Origin of the sequence: Pseudarthrobacter sp. LMD1-1-1.1 (assembly GCF_040676255.1) — a bacterium.
Taxonomy (GTDB): domain Bacteria; phylum Actinomycetota; class Actinomycetes; order Actinomycetales; family Micrococcaceae; genus Arthrobacter.
Window position 1 is genome coordinate 1 of record NZ_JBEGHP010000012.1, and the last position, 19,898, is coordinate 19,898.

At 66.7% G+C, this 19,898-nt stretch carries 21 protein-coding genes; 6 read left to right on the forward strand and 15 right to left on the reverse strand.

The features are described from left to right. Positions 1 to 210, forward strand: a 210-nt coding sequence (locus MRBLMD1_RS05490) for a hypothetical protein (RefSeq protein WP_364398059.1), incomplete at its 5' end; no start/stop codon positions are given. Between the two features lie 335 nt (positions 211 to 545). On the opposite strand, the gene rpsN is transcribed toward MRBLMD1_RS05490, so the two are convergent. From rpsN to rpmB, 3 genes are read right to left on the reverse strand one after another with little or no spacing between them, the layout of a single operon-like run. Next, on the reverse strand, positions 546 to 851 hold the full coding sequence (gene rpsN, locus MRBLMD1_RS05495) for a 30S ribosomal protein S14 (protein WP_015938870.1): 306 nt from the start codon (positions 849 to 851) through the stop codon (positions 546 to 548). Between the two features lie 2 nt (positions 852 to 853). Continuing rightward, positions 854 to 1,021, reverse strand: coding sequence for a 50S ribosomal protein L33 (gene rpmG / locus MRBLMD1_RS05500; protein WP_013602737.1), 168 nt, complete (start codon positions 1,019 to 1,021; stop codon positions 854 to 856). Further along, complete coding sequence (gene rpmB / locus MRBLMD1_RS05505) at positions 1,021 to 1,257, reverse strand: 50S ribosomal protein L28 (RefSeq protein ID WP_018763944.1); 237 nt, start codon at positions 1,255 to 1,257, stop codon at positions 1,021 to 1,023. Before rpmB ends, rpmG begins: the two co-directional genes overlap by 1 nt. 314 nt (positions 1,258 to 1,571) lie before the next feature. On the opposite strand from rpmB, the gene MRBLMD1_RS05510 reads away from it, so the two are divergent. From MRBLMD1_RS05510 to MRBLMD1_RS05520, 3 genes are read left to right on the forward strand one after another with little or no spacing between them, the layout of a single operon-like run. Then, positions 1,572 to 3,038 carry a ferredoxin reductase family protein gene (locus MRBLMD1_RS05510; RefSeq protein ID WP_364398061.1) on the forward strand — a complete coding sequence of 489 codons (1,467 nt, stop codon included), beginning with the start codon at positions 1,572 to 1,574 and terminating at the stop codon, positions 3,036 to 3,038. Further along, positions 3,035 to 3,604, forward strand: a complete 570-nt coding sequence (locus MRBLMD1_RS05515) for an FMN-binding protein (RefSeq protein ID WP_364398063.1) — start codon at positions 3,035 to 3,037, stop codon at positions 3,602 to 3,604. Before MRBLMD1_RS05510 ends, MRBLMD1_RS05515 begins: the two co-directional genes overlap by 4 nt. Next, entirely contained in the window at positions 3,588 to 4,415 is an 828-nt protein-coding gene (locus MRBLMD1_RS05520; RefSeq protein ID WP_364398065.1) for an FAD:protein FMN transferase, read from the forward strand. Before MRBLMD1_RS05515 ends, MRBLMD1_RS05520 begins: the two co-directional genes overlap by 17 nt. 23 nt (positions 4,416 to 4,438) lie before the next feature. On the opposite strand, the gene MRBLMD1_RS05525 is transcribed toward MRBLMD1_RS05520, so the two are convergent. Together MRBLMD1_RS05525 and MRBLMD1_RS05530 are read right to left on the reverse strand one after the other, a co-directional pair. Next, the gene (locus MRBLMD1_RS05525; protein ID WP_364398067.1) at positions 4,439 to 5,200 is read right to left on the reverse strand and encodes an SGNH/GDSL hydrolase family protein; all 762 of its coding nucleotides are present in this window, start codon (positions 5,198 to 5,200) and stop codon (positions 4,439 to 4,441) included. Between the two features lie 56 nt (positions 5,201 to 5,256). Further along, positions 5,257 to 5,742 carry a MarR family winged helix-turn-helix transcriptional regulator gene (locus tag MRBLMD1_RS05530; RefSeq protein ID WP_159629765.1) on the reverse strand — a complete coding sequence of 162 codons (486 nt, stop codon included), beginning with the start codon at positions 5,740 to 5,742 and terminating at the stop codon, positions 5,257 to 5,259. A gap of 59 nt (positions 5,743 to 5,801) precedes the next feature. On the opposite strand from MRBLMD1_RS05530, the gene MRBLMD1_RS05535 reads away from it, so the two are divergent. Continuing rightward, complete coding sequence (locus tag MRBLMD1_RS05535; RefSeq protein ID WP_364398070.1) at positions 5,802 to 6,107, forward strand: YciI family protein; 306 nt, start codon at positions 5,802 to 5,804, stop codon at positions 6,105 to 6,107. Here MRBLMD1_RS05535 and MRBLMD1_RS05540 read toward each other — a convergent pair. The 6 genes from MRBLMD1_RS05540 to MRBLMD1_RS05565 form a co-directional block, all read right to left on the reverse strand. Then, positions 6,104 to 6,967, reverse strand: coding sequence for an SGNH/GDSL hydrolase family protein (locus tag MRBLMD1_RS05540; RefSeq protein ID WP_159629761.1), 864 nt, complete (start codon positions 6,965 to 6,967; stop codon positions 6,104 to 6,106). The genes MRBLMD1_RS05535 and MRBLMD1_RS05540 overlap by 4 nt on opposite strands. A 135-nt stretch (positions 6,968 to 7,102) precedes the next feature. Next, entirely contained in the window at positions 7,103 to 8,155 is a 1,053-nt protein-coding gene (locus MRBLMD1_RS05545; protein ID WP_364398072.1) for a siderophore-interacting protein, read from the reverse strand. Then, the gene (locus tag MRBLMD1_RS05550) at positions 8,152 to 8,967 is read right to left on the reverse strand and encodes an ABC transporter ATP-binding protein (RefSeq protein WP_364398074.1); all 816 of its coding nucleotides are present in this window, start codon (positions 8,965 to 8,967) and stop codon (positions 8,152 to 8,154) included. The genes MRBLMD1_RS05545 and MRBLMD1_RS05550 overlap by 4 nt, the downstream gene beginning before the upstream one ends. Before the next feature lies 1 nt (position 8,968). After that, positions 8,969 to 10,006, reverse strand: a complete 1,038-nt coding sequence (locus MRBLMD1_RS05555; protein ID WP_364399294.1) for a FecCD family ABC transporter permease — start codon at positions 10,004 to 10,006, stop codon at positions 8,969 to 8,971. Positions 10,007 to 10,062: 56 nt separating this feature from the next. Further along, complete coding sequence (locus tag MRBLMD1_RS05560; protein WP_364398076.1) at positions 10,063 to 11,145, reverse strand: FecCD family ABC transporter permease; 1,083 nt, start codon at positions 11,143 to 11,145, stop codon at positions 10,063 to 10,065. Between the two features lie 10 nt (positions 11,146 to 11,155). Beyond that, complete coding sequence (locus tag MRBLMD1_RS05565; protein WP_364398078.1) at positions 11,156 to 12,244, reverse strand: iron-siderophore ABC transporter substrate-binding protein; 1,089 nt, start codon at positions 12,242 to 12,244, stop codon at positions 11,156 to 11,158. Positions 12,245 to 12,601: 357 nt separating this feature from the next. On the opposite strand from MRBLMD1_RS05565, the gene MRBLMD1_RS05570 reads away from it, so the two are divergent. Further along, entirely contained in the window at positions 12,602 to 13,096 is a 495-nt protein-coding gene (locus tag MRBLMD1_RS05570) for an FBP domain-containing protein (protein ID WP_224023647.1), read from the forward strand. Positions 13,097 to 13,154: 58 nt separating this feature from the next. Here MRBLMD1_RS05570 and MRBLMD1_RS05575 read toward each other — a convergent pair whose 3' ends face one another. The 4 genes from MRBLMD1_RS05575 to MRBLMD1_RS05590 all read right to left on the reverse strand — a co-directional run bounded on the left by MRBLMD1_RS05575 (position 13,155) and on the right by MRBLMD1_RS05590 (position 19,792). Continuing rightward, positions 13,155 to 13,832: a hypothetical protein gene (locus MRBLMD1_RS05575; RefSeq protein WP_364398081.1), complete on the reverse strand. Its 678-nt coding sequence runs from the start codon at positions 13,830 to 13,832 to the stop codon at positions 13,155 to 13,157. A 185-nt stretch (positions 13,833 to 14,017) separates the two neighbouring features. After that, positions 14,018 to 17,479 carry an ATP-binding protein gene (locus MRBLMD1_RS05580; protein ID WP_364398083.1) on the reverse strand — a complete coding sequence of 1,154 codons (3,462 nt, stop codon included), beginning with the start codon at positions 17,477 to 17,479 and terminating at the stop codon, positions 14,018 to 14,020. After that, a complete protein-coding gene (locus MRBLMD1_RS05585) occupies positions 17,476 to 18,342 on the reverse strand; it encodes a DUF4194 domain-containing protein (protein ID WP_364398085.1) in 867 nt (288 codons plus the stop codon). The genes MRBLMD1_RS05580 and MRBLMD1_RS05585 overlap by 4 nt, the downstream gene beginning before the upstream one ends. After that, a complete protein-coding gene (locus MRBLMD1_RS05590) occupies positions 18,335 to 19,792 on the reverse strand; it encodes a DUF3375 family protein (RefSeq protein WP_364398087.1) in 1,458 nt (485 codons plus the stop codon). The genes MRBLMD1_RS05585 and MRBLMD1_RS05590 overlap by 8 nt, the downstream gene beginning before the upstream one ends. Positions 19,793 to 19,898: the final 106 nt, after the last annotated feature.

The window sequence follows — 19,898 nt, forward strand, 5'->3', positions numbered from 1 at the left end:
CAACCAATTACATACATAATCGGTATCAACAAACTTGGCACACTATTGAGTTCTCAAACAACAGACACACCCGGCACCACCCAAACCAACGTTCAGGATCGCTCCGGAGCAACTTTTCAAACTTACCCGATCCCCACCTCCGAAGCAAATCCATCTTTCAGGATTCCCATCGAATTGAAGACCGCCCCATACCGATTTCCAGCGCCCTAAAGAGCAACCAGATTCTGGCTTTGAATTGGGGGTTTTGGCCACCCGGTGAACAGTTCTTCACTGTCTCCCCCGCGGCGACTTAGAAAACAATACACGCACACCGGCCCCATCGCAAACCGGCCCTTCGGAGGCCGGAAATCCCCGGTATTCCGCGGCGAAACCCGGGGTGGAGCGCCTACGCAACCTGCCGTCGTCGTCATTCTGCCGCTGTGTGCTGCCGCACAGGTGTTTCCTGGCAGGGCCGGCCGCTGAACAAGCAATGGGTTAAACGCAGAAGGGCCGGCAACCGTAAGGTTGCCGGCCCTTCTCAAGCAGCTGGAATCAGCGGTGCTGGATTACCAGGAAGACTTGGTGATGCCCGGGAGCTCACCGCGGTGAGCCATGTCGCGGAAGCGAACACGGGAGATACCGAACTTCTGGAAGGTGCCACGGGGGCGGCCGTCGATGATGTCGCGGTTGCGCAGACGGATCGGGGACGCGTTGCGGGGCAGCTTCTGCAGGCCCAGGCGGGCTGCTTCGCGTGCTTCGTCGGTTGCGTTTTCGTCAACCAGGGTCTTCTTCAGTTCGAGGCGCTTGGCAGCGTAACGCTCAACGATGACCTTGCGCTGCTCGTTGCGAGCAATCTTGGACTTCTTAGCCATGTTTAGCGCTCCTCTCGGAATTCGACGTGCTGGCGGATCTTGGGGTCGTACTTCTTCAGGACCATGCGGTCCGGGTCGTTACGACGGTTCTTGCGGGTTACGTAGGTGTAACCCGTGCCCGCGGTCGACTTGAGCTTGATGATCGGACGTACGTCCTTGTCCTTAGCCACTAGAGCTTCACCCCACGAGCCAGAATGTCGGCGACGACTGCGTCGATACCGCGCACGTCGATGGTCTTGATGCCACGTGCAGAAACCTGCAGCGTGACGTTACGGCGCAGGGACGGAACCCAGTAGCGCTTCTTCTGGATGTTCGGATCGAACCGACGCTTGTTGCGGCGGTGCGAGTGCGAAATGCTGTGCCCAAAGCCCGGCTCGGCCCCGGTCACTTGGCAGTGTGCTGCCATGACTTCTCCTCAAGAATTGAAAGTAATGATCCGCATATCTGCTGCTGGACCATGCTGCCAAGTGCGACCCACAGAATGTACGGGCAACGGTTAGTTACGCAACTTGAGCCCCTAACTACCGACCACCCTGGAGAAAATTACCGGGCAACCGGAGCAATTGCGCACGCTCCGCGCACTTAGCGCCTACCAAGTCTACGAGTTGACGCAATTAAAGACCAATCGGGTGTATAAGGGCTTGCCCCTGTTGAAAGGTCACAGCAGTCGGTGGCCCCTTTTCACAGCAGGGACATAGCTTCCCCAAGCATGTTTGATGCATGAACACACAGCTCCTGCCGGCATCACCGGCCGCAAGCAGCTCCGGCCGCCCGGAGCTCTCACCACCGAAGATACCCGCCCGCGGCTGGTTCGCCCGCCAGTACCGCCGGCGCATGCTGCGGACGGACTTCCTGACCGTCATTTCCTGGGCATCCGTGGCTGCCGCCATCGCCTTGTGGCTGGCAGACGGCGGGGCCACCAACATCACCTCGCCCGCCTCGCTGTTCACGGCGGCGGGGATCGTGGCCGGCCTGGCGGGCATGGACCTGGTCCTGCTGATGCTGCTCCTGGCCGCGAGGATCCCGTTCATCGACCGCACCTTCGGCCACGACCGGGCCCTGGAATTCCACGGCAAACTGGGCAAGCCCTCCCTTTACCTCCTGTTGGCACACGGCCTCCTGCTGGTCATCGGGTACGGCATGGCGGAGGGACTGGACCCGGTCAGCGAATCCATCAACCTGTGGGTGCAGGTCCCCGACATGTGGCTGGCGTTCGTCTCCATGGCCCTGTTCATCGCCGTCGTGGTGACGTCCCTGGTGGCTGTGCGCCGGCGCTTCCCGTACGAGTTCTGGTACGTGGTCCACCTGCTGACCTATGCCGCGGTGGCAACGTCAATCCCGCACCAGTTCAGCGTGGGCGGCCTCTTTGCGGCCGGCACCTGGCAGCGGTGGTACTGGCTCGCCATCTGCATCTACACCGGCAGTGCCCTGGTGTACTTCCGCATCCTTGAGCCGGTTCTGGCCACCGCGCGCCACCAACTGACGGTGGCCCGCGTGGAGGCCGTGGCTCCGGGCGTGGTGAACATCGTCATGCGGGGACGGAAGCTGGACCAGCTGGCGGGGACGGGCGGACGCTTCTTCATCTGGCGCTTCCTGGTTCCGGGCATGTGGTGGCACCCCCACCCGTTCAGCCTGTCCGCGGAGCCCGTGGTCAACGGCCGGGACGGCCAGGGGACGCTGCGGGTCACCGTCCGGAACCTCGGCGACGGCTCCGCCCAGCTGCTCCGGCTGCGGAAGGGCACCAAGGTGGCCCTGGAGGGTCCCTACGGATTGCTCAGCACGGCAGCCCGGACGAAGAACAAGGTGGTGATGATCGGCGCCGGCATCGGCATCACTCCCCTGCGCGCGCTGTTGGAGACCACCCCGTTCGCTCCAGGCGAGGCCACGGTCCTGCTCCGCGGCCACACTGACAAGGAGCTTTACCTGGGCACCGAAATCCTTGACCTCTGCCAGGCGCGCGGGGCCCGGCTCTTCCACCTCACCGGACCGCGGGGCCATGGCGGGTCCACCTGGCTTCCCGAGGACTCGGTGCGCAACGGCTACAGCCTTACCTCCTATGTGCCGGACATCAGGGATGCGGACGTCTACGTCTGCGGCCCGGCGGCGTGGGCGGCCAATGTCATTGCGGATGCCGGGAAGGCCGGCGTCCCCGAGGAACAGATCCATCACGAAAGGTTTGACTGGTGAAAATTCGCGGAACAGTCGCAGCAGCTTTGGCCTCCGCCGGGATCCTCCTGGCGGGCTGGCAGACAGGCACGCAGGCGGGCGGCATCAGCACCGTCGCATCAAGTACGACGGCGACCGGCACCACGGGTGCCACCGGCACGGGAGCGTCGGGGACGGGTTCGTCCGGGTCGGCCGGGTCCTCCAGCTCATCGGGCACCGCAGGTTCCTCCGGGTCCTCCAGCTCGTCAGGCACCACAGGTTCCTCCGGGTCCGCAAGCTCCGGATCCTCCAGTTCGTCCAATTCCTCCGCGTCCGGCACCTACAAGGGCAACACCGTCCAGACCCGGTTTGGCCCCGTGCAGGTCCAGATCACGGTGGCGAACGGGAAGATCACCGATGTCACGGCGCTGCAGCTGACCAATACGGACGGCAAATCCATCCAGATCAGCAACCGCGCGGCACCCCTGCTCCGCAGCAAGGTCCTGGCGGCGCAGTCTGCCAATGTCCAGACCGTCAGCGGCGCCACCATCACCAGCGACGCCTACCTCACCTCACTCCAGGCAGCCCTCGATGCAGCAAACCTCTAACCCCCTGCCCGCCACGGCAGGCACCGCCCTGAAGGCCCGCACCTTTGAATGCATGGGAACGGTCATCGGCCTGACACTGCCGGTGGGCTCCCCCGCGGAAGGGCAGCCGGGGCTCGACGAACTCGCAGCCGCCACCGCCGTCGTCGAACGCCTGTTCCGGGACCTGGACGAAACGTTCAGCCTGTACCGCCCCGATTCGGAAGCCAGCAGGCTGGCGCGCGGTGAACTGACGCTGCCCCACGCCTCGGCGCAGATGCGCGAGCGGTACGCCGAGGCGCATGAATGGCGCCTGCGCACGGAGGGCGCGTTCACCCCCGAAAGGCCCGACGGCGTGCTGGACCTGTCCGGGATTATCAAGGGCCACGCAATCCGGGAGGCGGGAACCTCGCTCCTGGCCTTGGGGCGGCGCGATTGGTGCCTCAATGCAGGTGGCGATGTGCTGGTCAGCGGCTCACCTACGCCCGGCAGCGGTGAAGCCTGGAAAGCCGGCGTGGTGGACCCTGCCGACCGACTGACCCTCATCACCGGATATCCGCTGGGCGGCAACAGCCGGCACAGCGCGATGGCCACCTCCGGCTCCGCTGAACGCGGCGAGCACATCTGGCGGGTGGGAAGCGGGGCCGGTGACGACGGGTTTGTCCAGGTCACCGTTGCCGCCGGGGATATTGTCACCGCCGACGTCCTGGCCACGGCGATCGTTGCCGGCGGGACACGGATGCTGGACCGTGCCGCGGACAACTGGGACGTTGCCGTGCTGGCCATCCGGGCGGACGGCTCCATGCTGGCGACTCCGGCGTTCCAGCCGGGGTAGGAGAGGCGCAGCCGGGACCCGCGCTACAGCCGCGTGAGCTGGGGGTACTTGGCCTGCAGGTTGTCCCCGGAGGATTTCCCGGTGACGCGGCGGACCACCCACGGCGCCGCGTATTCGCGGAACCACTGGGCGTTGGCACGGATGGCGTCGGCCCCGCTCAGTTCCGGCACCGGAGTCATGGGCGGGACGTCAATGGAGTGGTCATATTTGAGGACCTCAAGCACGCGCTTGGCCATGTTCGCGTGGCCGGCGGCGGACATGTGCATCCGGTCGTGGGCCCACATGCCCCAGTCGTAGTACTCGCTGAAGCGCCAGTAGTCCACCAGCAGGGCGCCGTGGTCCCCGGCGATCCCGCGGACCAGTTCGTTGTAAATGGCGGTGCGGCCGCGCATGGTGCCGAATACCTTCGAACCCCGGGCGTCGAAGCCCGTGAACATCACCACGATGGCGCCGGTGGCAGCGAGCTTCGCCACGGCGTCGTTGTATTCCACGAGGAGATCATCGATGTCCACGCGCGGGCGGAGGATGTCATTGGCGCCGGCGTAGATGCTCACCAGGGTGGGGTTGAGTTCGACGGCGGCGTCCACCTGCTCAGCCAGGATCTGGCGGAGCTTCCTGCCACGGATGGCCAGGTTGGCGTAGCCGAAGTCCGGGTCCGCGGCGCAGAGCTGTTCCGCCACACGGTCGGCCCATCCGCGGACACCGTTGGGACGTGCCGGGTCGTCGTCACCGACGCCTTCGGTGAAAGAGTCACCGAGTGCCACAAACCGGGAAGTGAAATCCATGCGGTTAGTTTGCCACCCGTTGCCGGAAGCAACCAATCGCCGGGGATGCTCTCGGGTCAGGCCTGGGTTTCGCGCAGGATCCAGTGGTCCGAGTCCAGGCGTCCCACCACTTTTTCACCGATCCGCGCCAGGTCCAGGACATCCTGCTCGGTCAGCGCATCGAGGAACAGGTCACGGACGTCCTCAACATGCGCCGGGGCCAGGCCGACAATCGTGGCCATGCCTTCCTCGGTGAGGTGCGCCGTGGTCACCCTGGCGTCGTGGGGGTGCGGGCGGCGTTCCACCCAGCCGCGCTTCTGAAGTTTTGTCACCACGTGTGAGAGGCGGGACAGGGAGGCGCTGGTGCGGGCTGCGAGCTCGCTCATGGGCAGGAACCGGTCCTCGGCTTCGGACAGCATGGCCAGGACGGTGTAATCGAACAGGGACAGTTTTCCCGCGGCGTGCAGCTTGGTGTCCAGGGCGGCAGGCAGCAGCGTATTGATGCTTACCAGCGCCAGCCAGGCGCGGCGTTCGTCAGCGTTGAGCCAGCGGGGTTCGGTCATGTTCCCTATTCTACGATTGATCCTTCAAGTAGCTGGTGCGGCGCCGGTAGGCTTGCCCCATGTATGTTGTCTCCCTCACCTACCGCGTGCCCCAGGAGATCGTCGACTTCCACAACGACGCCCACATTGTCTGGCTGCAAAAGGCGTTCGACGACGGCGTGTTCATCGCCGCCGGACGCAAGATTCCGCGCACCGGCGGGTTGCTGCTGTCGCAGGCCGAACGGGAAACCCTGGACGCGAGCCTGGCGCAGGATCCGTTCTACACCAACGGGGTTGCCGACTTCGAAGTCATGGAATTCCATGCAGGCCGGGTGGCCCCGGGCTACGAAATCCTGCTGGACACCCCTCCCCAGCCCGCACCCTAAGGCGGGCTGCTTCCCGAAGGTATGCTGCCGGCGTCGGACGTTCCGGCGGCGAGCTTCTTCAACCCGCCCTTCCGCGGAACCTTCACCGGCTGGGGCCAGCGCGGGGTGAGGGTGTCCCCCAGCGTGACCCCACGGAGCTTGCGGCCGAAGAGCGGCAGGACCCAGTCGTGGACCCAGCGGCGCTGGCGCCGCTCCCACTCGCGCAGGCCGGGCCGGGCGGGTGGTTCCCAGTCCCTGGGTTTGATCTTGTGCGGCACGCCCAGCTGGTCCAGCACCTGCCCGGCAAGGTATTTGTGCCCGGCTTTGGACATGTGAAGCCGGTCCGAGTCCCACATCCGCCGGTCGTGGAAGGCGTCCAGGCACCAGTAGTCCACCAGCACGGCCCCGTATTTATCCGCGATGTCCCGGACCCGCTGGTTGTAATAGGTGTTGCGCTTCTTCAGTGGCTCCAGCAGAGCGGACACCTTGACGTCGAACCCCGTGAAGAGGACCAGCGTGGCCCCGGTACCGGCCAGCCGGGCCACCAGCTGTTCGTAGTCCGCCATGAGCGCCGGCATGTCGGTCTTCAGGTCCAGGATGTCGTTGCCGCCGGCGTAGAGCGTGACAAGCGTTGGCCGCATCTGCAGCGCCGGTTCCAGCTGTTCGTCGACGATGTGCCGCAGTCGTTTGCTCCTGATGGCCAGGTTGGCATATTTCCACCCTGGCTGCGCCTTGGCGAGTTTCTCGGCCACCCGGTCGGCCCACCCCCGCACCCCGTTGGGCAGCCGCTCATCCCGATCCCCCACCCCTTCGGTAAAGGAATCCCCAAGGGCAACAAACACCCGCCGCCCGGAGTCAGGAAGCAAGGGATCAGAGGGCACGCCACGAAAGTACCGGGACAAGTCAAAGGAATCACGACTCCGGGATGAACAGTAAGTGATGGCGCGTCCCGGAAATACCGGCAGGATCTGATGGGGCGTCCCGGAAAAGCCGGGAGGATCTGATGGGGCGTTTGGCTAGCCTTCGGCTTTGCCCTGCCGCCAGTACCCCATGAACGCCACCTGTTTCCGGTCGATGCCCACGTCCCGGACAAGGTACCGCCGCAGTTCCTTGATGACCCCTGCTTCGCCCGCCATCCAAGCGTAGAAGGGCAGGGCGCCGGCGGGCAGGTGCGGGTTCCTGGAGCCGCTGATAACGGAGGATTCCAGGCGCCCGGGCGTCTCCCACAGGATGTCTTCATCCACGTTGACGTCATCGGGCTCAGGCCCGGCGCCGCCGTCGTCCGCCGTGATGCCCACCCAGCCCGGCACGGGGACGGCTTTGCGCACGGCCTCATGCAGCAGCTGCCCGTGTGGCCGGGACCGCCCGATGGCGGCGCCGCGGGCGAGCCAGGTGATTTCGATGTCCGCCGGGGAGCTGAGTTCCAGGAAGTCGCCTGCCTGCGGGACTTCTAGGAGGGCGTGGCCACTCATGTATGGCGGGAGCGTTTCCAGGATCGCGGAGATGGCGGGGACGGCGGTTTCGTCGCCGGCGAGCAGGACGCGCTGGGCCATGCCGGGGCGCCACTCGATACCGGAATAGGTTTCGGCGGTGACGCAGTGCGCGGCGCGGTTGTTCGGGCCGATGAGGGTGAGCGGGTCGCCGGGTTTGGCCTTGGATGCCCAGTCCGCTGCCGGCCCGGCGTGCCCATCCTCGTCGGCGTGCATCACGAAGTCGACGTCGATCTCGGGGTACACCGCATCCAGCCGCGCCTCCCGGACCGTATAGGTGCGCATGGAGCCGCGCACGGCCGGGTCCATGGCCAACCAGTCCCGGTACCAGCCGGCGTGGGCGGTGTCGAAGGCGGGGACCGGCAGGACCGACCCGTCGGGGGCCTGCGATGGAATGACGAGCTTCACCCGCAGGTCCAGGGTGTGGCCGTGGACGCCGAAGTCACGCAAGGAGTAGCCGCCGAAGGTGATCCTGCGGAACGTGGGGCTCAGTTGCTGGACAGCTGAGACGGTCACCTCGAAGGCAAGGCTCATCGGCTGGGTTGCCGGCTGGGTTGCGGCGCTTTCCCGGGTCTTCATGAAACGAGCTCCAGTTCGGTGGTTGTGGCGTGGTGGCGGCCGATGGGAAGGATCAGCGGGGTACCGGAGACGGGGTCCGGGATGACGCGGCTCTCCAGGCCGAAGACGTCTTTGACCAAGTCCTCCGTCACCACGTCCTGCGGGGAGCCCAAGGCCGCCACGGCGCCGTCCTTCATGGCGATGACGTGGTCCGCGTAGCGGGCGGCCAGGTTGAGGTCGTGCAGGACGATGGCCACGGTGGTGCCGCGCGTGCGGTTCAGGTCCGTCACCAGGTCCAGGACCTCCACCTGGTGGGCCAGGTCCAGGTAGGTGGTGGGTTCGTCCAGCAGCAGGACGTCGGTTTCCTGGGCAAGGGCCATGGCGATCCAGGCCCGCTGCCGCTGGCCGCCGGACAGTTCGTCAACGTCCCGCCCGGCGAGCTCCAGCGTTCCGGTGGCTTCCAGCGCGCGCTGCACCGCGGCGTCGTCCTTGACACTCCAGCTGCGGAAGAAGCCCTGGTGCGGGTAGCGTCCCCGCCCCACCAGGTCGCGGACGGTGATCCCGTCCGGGGCGCTGGGGTGCTGGGGCAGCAGGCCCAGGGCGCGGGCCAGTGCGCGCGCCGGGCGGGAATGGATGTCCTTGCCGTCCAGGGTCACGGCGCCGCGCTCAGGTTTAAGGAGCCGGGACAGGCCTCGGAGCAGGGTCGACTTTCCGCAGGCGTTGGCGCCCACGATCATGGTCACCCTACCTTCGGGAATCCGGACGCTGAGGCCGTCCACCACGCAGCGCTGGTGGTAGCTGAGGGTCAGGTCCTTGGCTTGGAGAACTGCCACGTCAGGCATCCTTTCGGTTGGCCGTGACCAGGAGCCACAGCAGGAACGGGGCGCCGAGCGCGCCGGTGACCACGCCCACCGGGAGCACTGTGCCGCCCAAAAACAAGGGGGCCAGGTTGGCGGCGAAGTAGTCGGCCGCCAGGACAATCAGGGCGCCCACCATGGCCGACGCCGGCAGGCTGGCTTTGCCTGTGAAGCGGCGGGCGATGGGACCGGCCAGGAAGGCGACGAACGAGACCGGTCCGGCAGCCGCCGTCGCCACTGCTGCCAGCGATACCGCGACGACCACCAGTGCCAGGCGCGCGGTGTTGACCCGGACGCCCAGCCCGGCCGCTGCGTCATCCCCCAGTTCCAGGATTCGCAGCGGCCCGGCGATAAGCCCGGTGGCGGGAACCAGGGCGGCGAGCGCAAGGAAGAGGATCCCGGCGCGGTCCCAGTTGGCGGAGTTCAGGGATCCGTTCAGCCAGACCAGGGCGTCGGCGGCGGTGCGGATGTCGGCCCGGGTCATGAGGAAGCTGACCACGGCCTGGAGGGCGGCCGCGGTCCCCACACCGGCCAGGACCAGCCTGTTTCCGGCAGCGGTTCCCCTGCCGGTTCGGCGGGCGCCGCGAGAGATCGCGTAAATCAGGGCCGCCACGGCCAGGGCACCCGCCAGCGCCGCCCCGGACACCGCGGCACCGGACGCGCCGAAAACAACGATCGCAACAACCGCGGCCGCGCTGGCTCCCGAGCTGATGCCGATGACGTCCGGGCTGGCGAGGGGGTTCCGCAGCATGGTCTGGAACAGGCCGCCGGCCAGGCCGAACGCGATCCCGATCAGGGTGCCGATGACCGCACGGGGAAGCTTGTTCTCCATCACGATGAAGCTGGCGCCCGGAATCTTCACGCCGCCGGTGAGGTGGTTGATGACGATGGTGAAGAAATCCGCGATGGTCACCGTGTAGCTGCCCAGCAGGACGGATGCGAAGAACAGAAGCACGACGGCGGCAGCCAGCACCGCGGTCCGGTGCAGCCGCCTCCGTCCCCCGCGCTGCTCCATCACTTTTGGTCCTTTAGGACCGGTTTTGGCAGCCATATCTGATAGCGCAACGCCGGTCACAGGCCTGCCCCCTTCCCGCGGCGGACCAGCCACACGAATACGGGGGCGCCGATCAGGGCGGTCATAATGCCCGCCGGGATTTCACCGGGAAGCAGCACCACCCGGCCCACAATGTCCGCGCCCAGCAGCAGCGCCGGGGCGGCCACCAGGGACAACGGCAGGATCCAGCGGTAGTCCGGGCCGGTGAGGAAGCGGACCGCATGCGGGATCACCAGGCCGACGAAGCTGATGGGCCCTGCCAGCGCGGTGGCCGTGCCGCACAGCAGGACCACCCCCAGGGCCACCACGGCCCGGGACAGGCCCACCCGTTGGCCCAGCCCGCGGGCAACGTCGTCCCCCAGGGCAAGGCTGTTGAGGGTCCGCCCGGCCAGCAGCACAACCAGCGCACCCGCCGCCAGGAACGGCAAACCCGGCAGGAGTACCGGCCAGTCACGGCCCGCGATGCCGCCCACCTGCCAGAAGCGGAACCGGTCGAGGGTGTCCTGGCTGGAGACCAAGATGACGTTCATGAGCGATGACAGCCCGGCGCTCAATGCTGCTCCCGCCAGCGCGAGCTTCACCGGCGTTGCACCCTCCCGGCCCAGCGAGGCGATGAGGTACACCACGACGGCGGCCGCGGCGGCCCCGGTGAACGCGAACCAGATGTAGCCGGTGAAGGTGGTGACGTCGAACAGGTAGATTCCGGCCACTACCGCCAGGGCAGCCCCGGCGTTGACACCGATGATGCCGGGATCGGCCAGGGGATTGCGGGCAACACCCTGCATCGCCGCACCGGCCAGGCCCAGCGCACCGCCGGCCAGCAGGCCCAGGACGGTCCGCGGGATGCGGGCGTGCACCACGGCGTGGTCGCCGTTTGCGGGATCGAACGCTGTGAGCGCCTGCCACACAGTGCCGAGGGGAACGTCACGGGCGCCCACCGCCAGCGATGTGCCGGCCAGGAGCACCAGCACGACGACGGCGGCCGGCAGCCAGGCGGCAGGTTTCCTTCCCTGAGCATCGCCCCGGACGGTGCCGGGGACTGCGGTGGCCGGCACCTTGGTGCCGTTGTCTGCTGCCGGATGCGCCGTCGTCGTACTCATGGAGGTGCGCCTACTTCACTGCGTCCGCTGCTGTGGCCAGCTGCGGGAGGAACGTGTCCAGGGACCACGGCAGGCTCAGCGGCGACGATGCCGAGATGGACAGGGTCAGCGTGTTGTCCGAATCGGCCACCAGGGCACCATTCTTGATGGCCGGGATCTGGCCGAGGAGCGGGTCCGCCTTGATGGCGTCGGTTGTGGAGGCATCCGGAACCCAGGTGACGAAGATGTCCGACTGCAGTTCATTGGCTTTTTCGGCGGACCACGGAATGTAGAACTCCTTGGAGCCCTTGGAGTTGTCCGCCACCACCGGGGCGAGGGTCATGCCGATCTCGCTGAGGAAGCGGGGGCGGTTGTCGTTGGCGGTGTAGACGTTCACGCCGTCGCCCTTGGCGGGCTCCAGGTTGCCGTAGATGAAGCTCCTTCCTTGGATCTGCGGGTACTGGGCCACCTTGTCCTTGACCGTCGACTCGGTGTCAGAAACCAGAGTGGCGGCTTCGACGTCCTTGCCCAGGGCCTTGCCGATGATGGTGGTGGCGTCCTGCCAGGAGGTTCCGTAGGCGACGTCCGGGTGAGCCACCACGGGGGCAATTTCGCTGAGTTTCTTGTAGTCCTCTTCCGTCAGGCCCGAGTAGGCGGCGAGGATGACGTCCGGGCTGAGCTTGGCAATCTCCGTGAAGTTGATCCCGTCCGCTTCCGAGTACTGGGCGGGAGCCTTGGCCGAACCGAAGCCCGCGCCCAGTTTTTCCAGCGCGGCGTCCTTCCAGGGGGTGGAGCCCTTGTCATTGCCGCCCCACTCGTTCCTGGGGACGCCCACCGGAACCACGCCCAGCGCGATGGCGACGTCGTCGTTCACCCAGGAAACGGTGGCAACCCGGGTGGGCTGCTTCTCGATGGTGGTCCTGCCGTACACGTGCTCGATGGTGACCGGGAACGCGGTGCTGCTGCTGGAACTGCCGGCATCCGCAACGGTGGTGGCGGGACCTGTGCTGCACGCCGACAGCGTGAAGGCCGCCGCAGCCAGCACTGCGGCAGCCTTTCCGGCCGAGGAAAGCAGCGTTCGGCGGGTGGGCGCTGGGCCGGGAAAGAGGGGGAACGACACGGGGCTCCTTGAATCGGACTGATCAAAACTTAAGTAAGGCTAACCTATGTAAATCAGCATTACGCAACACTTTTATCACCTAATCCGCCATCGTGACGAAAACCACATTCTGCGATTGGCTGCTTGGACAGGACCCGCATCCTTTGGCAGGATGGCCCTTGCTGGTCCGGCTTTTGAGACACCGGACGGCTGAACAGGAAAAGGACAACGGGAACGATGCGCACGCAGAGGACCAACTGGGCCGCCGCTGCCGTGGAGAGCGGGGTGGCCGCTTTGGCCTGCACCGCGGAGACTGACTGACTCCCCCGTTACCCCTGGCCCGGCTCCGGGCTGCCCACCGTCACGAAAGTTTCAGCCATGCAATCAGTCACGTCCCAGCAAATCCGTTCATCCTTCGTCAACGCCAGCCGCTCGGAAGCTGCAAAGCTCACCCTGCCCAAAAACTTCGAATCCCTCGACTGGGGCAGCCTGGAGTTCCTCGGCTGGCGGGACGAGAAGATGCCGCTGCGCGGCTACCTCGTGGTCCCAGGGCAAAAGGGCCTCACCGGGATCATGCTCCGGGCACCCGAAGGAGGGGCCAAAAAGAACCGGTCGGTGCTGTGTGAGCTCTGCCGGGATGTGTTGTCCAAGGAGGACGTCTTGTTGTGGGTCGCCAAGCGGGCGGGCCAGTCCGGGCGGAACGGCAACACCGTCGGCACCCTGATCTGCGCCGACTTCGTGTGCTGCGGCAACGTCCGCAGGGAGCCGCCTGTCAATGAGATCAATCCAGATCCCGCAGCCGTGGTGGAACGCCAGATCAAGGGGCTTCAGGACCGCACGGCGCAGTTCCTGGCGCGCGTTCAGGCCAAGTAGGACGTCAGGCGGGGGAAGTCCCGTTCACGGCCGTGAGCGGGACTTCCCTGCCTGCCGGTCAGCGGTAGGAGAAGCTCATCAGCACAGCCTTCAGCGCCTGGCCTTCGGCGCCCCAGTACCAGGCCTTCGCCGCGTCATCGTTGGTGAACGGCTGCGCATCGAACAGGACGTCCGCGCTCAAGACCCGGTCGCCAAGCAGTACCGGACCTTCCCGCACCTGTCCGTCCGGGGAAACAGGCAATCCAGCCGTGAGTTCCATGCGGTATCTTGCGGCGCCTTCACTGCGGTCTACAAAGAACGACGCATGCGGCGTGGGAACAGAATGGTCCCGGAGGCCCAGGACAGGGCCTGTTTCGATGACGGTCCGGGTGGCAGAGCCGGCGACGACGTCGGCGATTTGACCGTAGTAGATGTTGATGCGGCTGCTTCCTTCGGCATCGTGAACCGTGGCCGTTCCCACATACGGAGTTTTCGACGGCTCGAAAAGCTCCACCGTCCAGTCCGCCGGGTGGCTGAAGGACAGCCGGCCATCGGGAAAGGTGAAGGCGTCCGGCCCTGGGGGAACCGGGGAAGATGTGGCGGCGGGAACTATTGCCCGGCCAGGGTCCGGGGCCACTGTGGAAATGACGGCGGACCCCGGGGATGAACCGCCATTCGCCGGGGTCCCCTCCGCACAAGCCGCGAGAGGGAGCAGCGCAGCAGCGAGCGCGAGCGGTGCACATTGCAGAAGGCGCATGGGAAGGCCTTTCAAGAGGACGCCATTGTTCTCTCTTGGAACAGCGCGGACCCAGCTTCCCGCAGTGCCGATGGGATTTCTTCAGGCGAGGTGTGGTTGGTGATCCCAGAGTGGCACAACGAAAACACTGGCCACCATGGCGCGGCCAATAAATCCATCAATTTGTTATTTGGCGTAATTTCCGGTTACCGCAGGACGATGTCCACCGGGTTCGCCTCCGACCGCCAGGCGCCCTCCTCGCCGGCGCGGGAACGGATCACCGGCGCCGTGAGGACACCGGAGCGGTTGGTGCGCCGGTCCCGGAGGATCTCGGTGACGGAGCCCAGGTGCCGGGACAGGTCGATCACGTTTTCGGGTGCGGCCAGCAGCAGCTGGAATCCGAATTCGTGCAGCGCCTTGATTCCGGCGCCGGCGAACTCCTCCGACGCGAGCACAAAGGCCTCGTCCATCATCACGGTGCCGTAGGTGGTGAAGCCCTGCTCGGCGATGCCCAGCTGGTAGCTCAGGGCCGCGGCCATGATGAAGGCGGTGAACCGTTGCCGCTCGCCGCCGGACATGGAGCCGGTGTCGGCGTGCATGAACACTTCGGTCTTCTTACCGCCACGGGGACCGGTGACTTCCCGGTGCTCCTTGCACTGGATGAACAGGTGCCCGCGCACGTCCAGCACCTCGGCCCGCCACCTCCGGTCCTCGGGTGCCTGGGAGCCAAGCCGCTTCACCAGCGACTCCAGGGATTTGTAGCGGGCGGTGAGCTCGCCGTCGTCGTCCCCCTCAGCGCCGGAACCCTCCGCCCGGCCGGCCTCCGATTTGGCCGGCCGGCTGTGCCGGGCCTTCAACGCGTTCTGGATGGCGTCCTTGAACTGCTTGGCCGTGGGTGGCAGCGTCTGCTTGATGTCCAGTTCCAGGTAGCTGCCCTCGTGGAAGTTCACCTGCGACAGGATGCCGTTCAGGGGCAGGATGCGGCTGGTGATGGAGCGGCGTTCCTCGTCCAGCAGGTGCAGCAGGGTACTGAAGGACTCGTGCGTGCGCTGATTGAAGAACTGGCGGAACTCCGCCTCCTGCGCGGGCAGGCCGTCGTTCACGATCGCGTGGTAGCGCGCCTCGAACTCGCTCGCGGCGCCGATGCTGGTGCCGTGGTCCGCCGAGATGGCGCTGCCCCACTCACGTACGAAGCCCTCGAAAATGCGGGTAAGCCGCTCCGCCGTCGCCTGCCCCCGCGACTCCGCGGTGTGCAGTTCGCCCAGCAGCGCGGTCCGCACCCGGTTGGCCAGGTTGTCCAGCTCGTGCATTTCCGTGATCTCGCCGAAGTCGGCGAAGTAGGGCTCCAGGGCTTTGACGGTGGCGTCCGACGGCGGCGCCTGGGCCAAGCGGTCGCGCGCGGCTTCCAGCAGGCTGTCGGCAGCCGTCAGCTGGCGGTCGAGTGCCTTGTATTCGCTTTGCAGGACCGCTGCGGACTCGGTGCTGGACTGGTGCTTGTGCCGGACTTCCTCGATGGTGGCACGCAGCGGCTCCAGGTCCGCCTGTGCCGCCAGGGCATCCTTGAGCCGCTGCTCGATCCGCGCCAGCTCATCGGCCGCCACCGCGGCAGACACCTGTTCCCAGGGACGGTCGTCTTCCGCGATCCGGCGCAGTGCGTCAAGCTGCCGGCTCATGCCCTGGTGCGAATCCTCGCGGCTTTGCGCCAGTTCGGCGGCTTTGGCCACTTCCTGCCGGAGGTCCTCCACCTGCCCGGCCACGAGCTCCAGCTTGGCCGCATTATCGAAGCCCAGGACGTAATCCTGGCGGCTGTTGAACCGGTCGTCCTTTTCCACCGTGTGCCGGTTGCGCTTGACCACGCCGCCCAGGCTGAGGCCCTTGTCCAGGGCGGCCAGTTCGTCAGGATCCTCCACGCAAGGGTAGGCGAAGTCGAGGGCGATCCGTTCGCGGACCCATTCGCCGGCTTCAGCAGCCGCACCCGAGGCGAGGATGTCCAGCTTGGTGAGCAGGTCGCCGTCGCGCGCGTCCTCCACGGCGAGCGCGCCGCCGGCGAGCGGCTTGGAGACATCCACGGCCCGCAGCGCGCCGCGGACGTTGTGGTCGTTGAGGTAGCGGGTCACGGCGCCGAAGTGCTCGCCGGGAACCAGCAGGGTGGTGGCCAGGTTGCGGAGTGCGCGTTCGGCGGCGGGGCGCCACCGTTCCTCCCCCTCGGCAAGATCCATGAGCTCACCGGCGAAGGGCATGCGGTCCTCGGGGATGCCGGTTGCCGCGGCAATGGCGGCGCGGTTCTCAATGCTCGACGGCGGCAGCAACGATTTGCGCGTCTTCAGTGAGACGAGTTCCTGCTCAGCCGCGGCCAGTTCGCGTTTCCGGCTGGCGTGCGCGTCGAACGCCTCGAACCGCAGCTCCTGCAGGGCCTGCGAATCATCCTTCAGCTCGGCGGACCGGGCCGCCGCCTGCTCGTGTGCCTGCTCCCAGCCGGCGGCGCTCCACTCGAGCTGCAGGCCGGCGTCGGCCAGTGCCTGCTGGGCTGCCTCCTCCACCTGTTGGCGGAGTTTCAGGCCAACCCGGGCGTTCTCAAGCGACTGCTCGATGGCCGAGATCGCGTTGCCGCCCTGGTTGTTGTAGTCGGTTTCAAGCTGCCGTAGCTCCTTGGCCAGGCCGTCCCGGACCGCACGCTCGGCGCCGAGTTCCTTGGCCTTTGCCTGCGCCAGCTCGCGGAAACGGACCAGGGTCTTCTGGTGGACCGTGACGGCCAGCTGCTGCCGGTACGCCTCGAACTCCCCGCCCACCAGCTCCCGGAGCCGGTTGGCATCCAGCAGCGACTGCGCGTACTCCCTGTTCAGTCCCGGGACCGGGGCCAGCTGGTCCCGCTGCTGCCGGACGTCCTCGAGCCGCTGGCGGATGGACATCAGGTTGCTGAACTCCTCCACCACGTCGTCCGCGGCGGCCAGCGTGGCAGGAGCATCGAGGACCTGGTCGCGGAAGAAGGTGTTGACGCTGCCGCCGAGGCCCTTGCCGGCCTGGATGACGCGCAGCAGGGGCAGCGCCTGGTCCGAGCTGATCCCCAGGAGGCGCCGGAACCGCTCCGCGAATGCCTTGTGCACGTCGAACACCTGGGCGTGCGGGAAGAGCGTCTCCAGCGCGCCCTTGGTGAAGCGCTTGTCCGCGATGCCCTCCACCGCCTCAAGGTCCAGCGGCACGTTGTCGATCAGGTAGAACCGGCCCACGCTGGACTCGGTCCCGTTCTTTGGCAGGTCGAACAGGGCCGAGACCGTCACCCGCGTCCCGGCGGCGTTGTCGAACGTCAGGGCGACGGCGGACCAGGTGGCACCCGGGCGCTGGAACGCGCTCGCCGAGCCCTCCCCCACGGCCTTGTCCCCCACCTTGCCGCGCATGTACGTGAAAGTGGTCCGCTTGTCCTCCACGGCACCCGAACGCTGCGCGGCGGCCTCGTTCGACCTCGGCCGGGCGTCGAACACCCGCAGCATCGCATCGAACAGCGTGGACTTGCCCACGCCGGAGTTACCCGTCAGCAGGGTGCCGTTCCGGTCCACGTGCATCGTGTGCGCGCCGTGGAACGTCCCCCAGTTGACCACCTGCACCAGCGCCAGGCGCATCTGCCCGGGGTTGGTCACGTCCCCCAACGGAAGCATGCTCGCGATCGTCACTGTCCTGCCTCCTTAGCTGTGGTTGGGAACGACGACAGCGCTGCGCCGTCGTCGTCATTCTCGTCCCCACCTTGGGCGTCAAACTCCAGCAGTGCTTCCGTGCCCGTGGCGTCGGCCGAGGCCGCTACCAAGGCCTCGATGTGGGCCGGGATGTCGCCGATGTTTTCGAACGGGAGGGCCAGGGGCAGGGCGTTGGAGATGGTGTAGACGTCGTCCAGTCCGGTGGGGAGCAGGAGTTGGCGGGCCAGGAGCTTGGTGATGGCTCGCGTGACCACGTCCGAGTCCCGCAGGGCGTCCTGCTGGCCGGCGGGCTGGTAGTGCGCCACCAGGTCCGTGATTTCCTCGCGGGTGATGGTGGGGTCCGTCTGGGCCGTGACGTGCCGGTCCAGCAGCAGGCGCAGCCGGAGCAGCACGATGGTTTCCACCCGGCTGAGGGCGCGCTGCTGGCGCAGGATGCTGGACCGGGTGTTGCCGCCGATCACCTCCGGATCCACGGGGCGCAGGACGGCGATCTTCCGCTCATGGTCCAGCTGCAGGGTCAGGAACAGCTCGGACAGGCGGCTGCGCAGGATCACCTGGTTGTCCAGCAGCACCGTCCAGAGCTTTTCGTCCCGGCCGCCGTCAATGTAGGGGCCCTTGAGGAGCTTCACCAGGGCCTGCCGCACCTTCATCGACAGGACTCCGGTGTCGCCGGGGAACAAGGCGGCGCCGTCGACGAAGGTGTCGCGGGGTGAAACAGGTCCGGGGTACCCAGCGCCCGATGCCGCCCCGGTGTCAACCTGCTCAACCAACGACTCCTCCAGGTGTTCTCCAGCCGGCGTTTCCGCGGACTCAACTACCGGCGTCGTGCTTTCCTCAGTCATCTGAATCCTTTGCGAGCGTGACCACCGGCAGGTAGGCCTTGCGGGTGGAGCCGTCTATCTGTTCGAAGTCCAGGCCATCCCAGGCGCCGCGGTCGAAGTCCGCCCCTGCGTGCAGGGCTTCCGACAGGAGGGCGCGGATGGTGTTGATGTGCTGCTCTTCGGGCGGCAGCTGCTGCCAGGCATCGGCAAGGGTTGCAGCTCCTGCCATGGCCGCCCGGACCACCGCCGGTTTGGCCTTGCCGGTCCTCGGCGAGCGCACCCGGTCCGAGTCCGTGAAGGCGATGGGATCGGCCAGGCGGGGCGGCGCCGCAAACTCGTCGGGATCGAAAAGCTTCACCATGGACAGGGACTCAAAGCCGGCGTTGTAAAGGACCGGCCCGGGGACCAGCCCAGGGCGTTCCCGCTCGTACGGCAGGGAACGGATGGCCTGCTCCGCTTCGCGCAGGACCTGCCGCAGCCGGACCGACTGGCGGAAGTCGTCGCTCTGGATGTAGGTGTTGAGGCTTTCGCTCAGCTTGCCGTAGATGCGCTGGATCTGGCTGTGCTGCTGGCGGAGTTCGGCCACCAGGTTCTTCAGCGTTTCCCGGTCGTCGGGCGAGAGGTCGTCGGCGAACTGCCGGCTCAGCACCTCGCCGATCGCCGACCGGAACCTCAGCTGCTGCTGCGGATCCTCCAGGAACGCCGTGAAGGACCGGAACGTCCTGCCCTCGGGACTTTGGCGGAGCCGCTTGTCGGCTTCCAGGACCTGCGCCATAGTGGCGCCCTTGGTCAGGGACTCCTCGATGATCTGGTTGCGGAGGCCGCCCACCAGTTCCTCGATCCGGTCACGCATCTTCTTGTAGTCCGCGGGCAGGCTGGCCGCCAGGTCCAGGATGTTTCCGGCGGCCTCGACCGCTTCATCGTCGTCCAGCAGGCCGTCGAACTCGCCGGTACTGATGTTCTGGATGAGCTGCTGCCGCTCTTCGATTTCCTCTTCGAGGGCTTCGAGCCGGGCGCTCTGGTCCGGGTTGGTTTCGTTGGCGAGCTTTTCCACGTCTCCCAGCAGGGTGCCCAGGCGGGACCCGTTCAGGGTGGACCGCTCGCTGGAGAGGCTGTCCAGGAAGGCGAGCACACGGGCCGCCGGCTCGGTTGCCTCGTAAACGATCTGGCCTGACTGGTTGCGGCGGGTCAGGAACTGCCGCCGGGTCCATTCGTCGCCAAAAGCCTTTCCGTTGGCCCCTCCTCCCAGCCCGGGATCCTGGCGGCGGAGCTCCTCAAGGAAGGAGTCGACGTCGGCATGGAATTCCTCAAGCGGAACCTGCGGCCGGGTGCGTGTGAAGGAAGCCTGGAGCACGGCAATCACCCACGGCGCCGAACGCGTCAGGGCCCAGGCAGGTCCCTTGGTGAGGAGTTCGAGGTCCCGGAGCCGGGCGCTGATGGCGTCAGCGGATGACCTGGCGGAGCGGGGCACACACTCTCCTTGGGCTGGTGGGCGGGGGCTGGGCAGGAGGTGGCCCGAAGTGGACGGACCGGAAAACTGCCAACTACAAGGTTAACGCAGGCCGCCGCGACCGCTT

Coding starts and splice junctions, on each gene's coding strand:
- rpsN (WP_015938870.1), bottom strand. CDS start 851: ATGGCTAAGAAGTCCAAGATTGCTCGCAACGAGCAGCGCAAGGTCATC.
- rpmB (WP_018763944.1), bottom strand. CDS start 1,257: ATGGCAGCACACTGCCAAGTGACCGGGGCCGAGCCGGGCTTTGGGCAC.
- MRBLMD1_RS05510 (WP_364398061.1), top strand. CDS start 1,572: ATGAACACACAGCTCCTGCCGGCATCACCGGCCGCAAGCAGCTCCGGC.
- MRBLMD1_RS05520 (WP_364398065.1), top strand. CDS start 3,588: ATGCAGCAAACCTCTAACCCCCTGCCCGCCACGGCAGGCACCGCCCTG.
- MRBLMD1_RS05525 (WP_364398067.1), bottom strand. CDS start 5,200: ATGGATTTCACTTCCCGGTTTGTGGCACTCGGTGACTCTTTCACCGAA.
- MRBLMD1_RS05530 (WP_159629765.1), bottom strand. CDS start 5,742: ATGACCGAACCCCGCTGGCTCAACGCTGACGAACGCCGCGCCTGGCTG.
- MRBLMD1_RS05535 (WP_364398070.1), top strand. CDS start 5,802: ATGTATGTTGTCTCCCTCACCTACCGCGTGCCCCAGGAGATCGTCGAC.
- MRBLMD1_RS05545 (WP_364398072.1), bottom strand. CDS start 8,155: ATGAAGACCCGGGAAAGCGCCGCAACCCAGCCGGCAACCCAGCCGATG.
- MRBLMD1_RS05555 (WP_364399294.1), bottom strand. CDS start 10,006: ATGGAGCAGCGCGGGGGACGGAGGCGGCTGCACCGGACCGCGGTGCTG.
- MRBLMD1_RS05560 (WP_364398076.1), bottom strand. CDS start 11,145: ATGAGTACGACGACGGCGCATCCGGCAGCAGACAACGGCACCAAGGTG.
- MRBLMD1_RS05570 (WP_224023647.1), top strand. CDS start 12,602: ATGCAATCAGTCACGTCCCAGCAAATCCGTTCATCCTTCGTCAACGCC.
- MRBLMD1_RS05575 (WP_364398081.1), bottom strand. CDS start 13,832: ATGCGCCTTCTGCAATGTGCACCGCTCGCGCTCGCTGCTGCGCTGCTC.
- MRBLMD1_RS05585 (WP_364398085.1), bottom strand. CDS start 18,342: ATGACTGAGGAAAGCACGACGCCGGTAGTTGAGTCCGCGGAAACGCCG.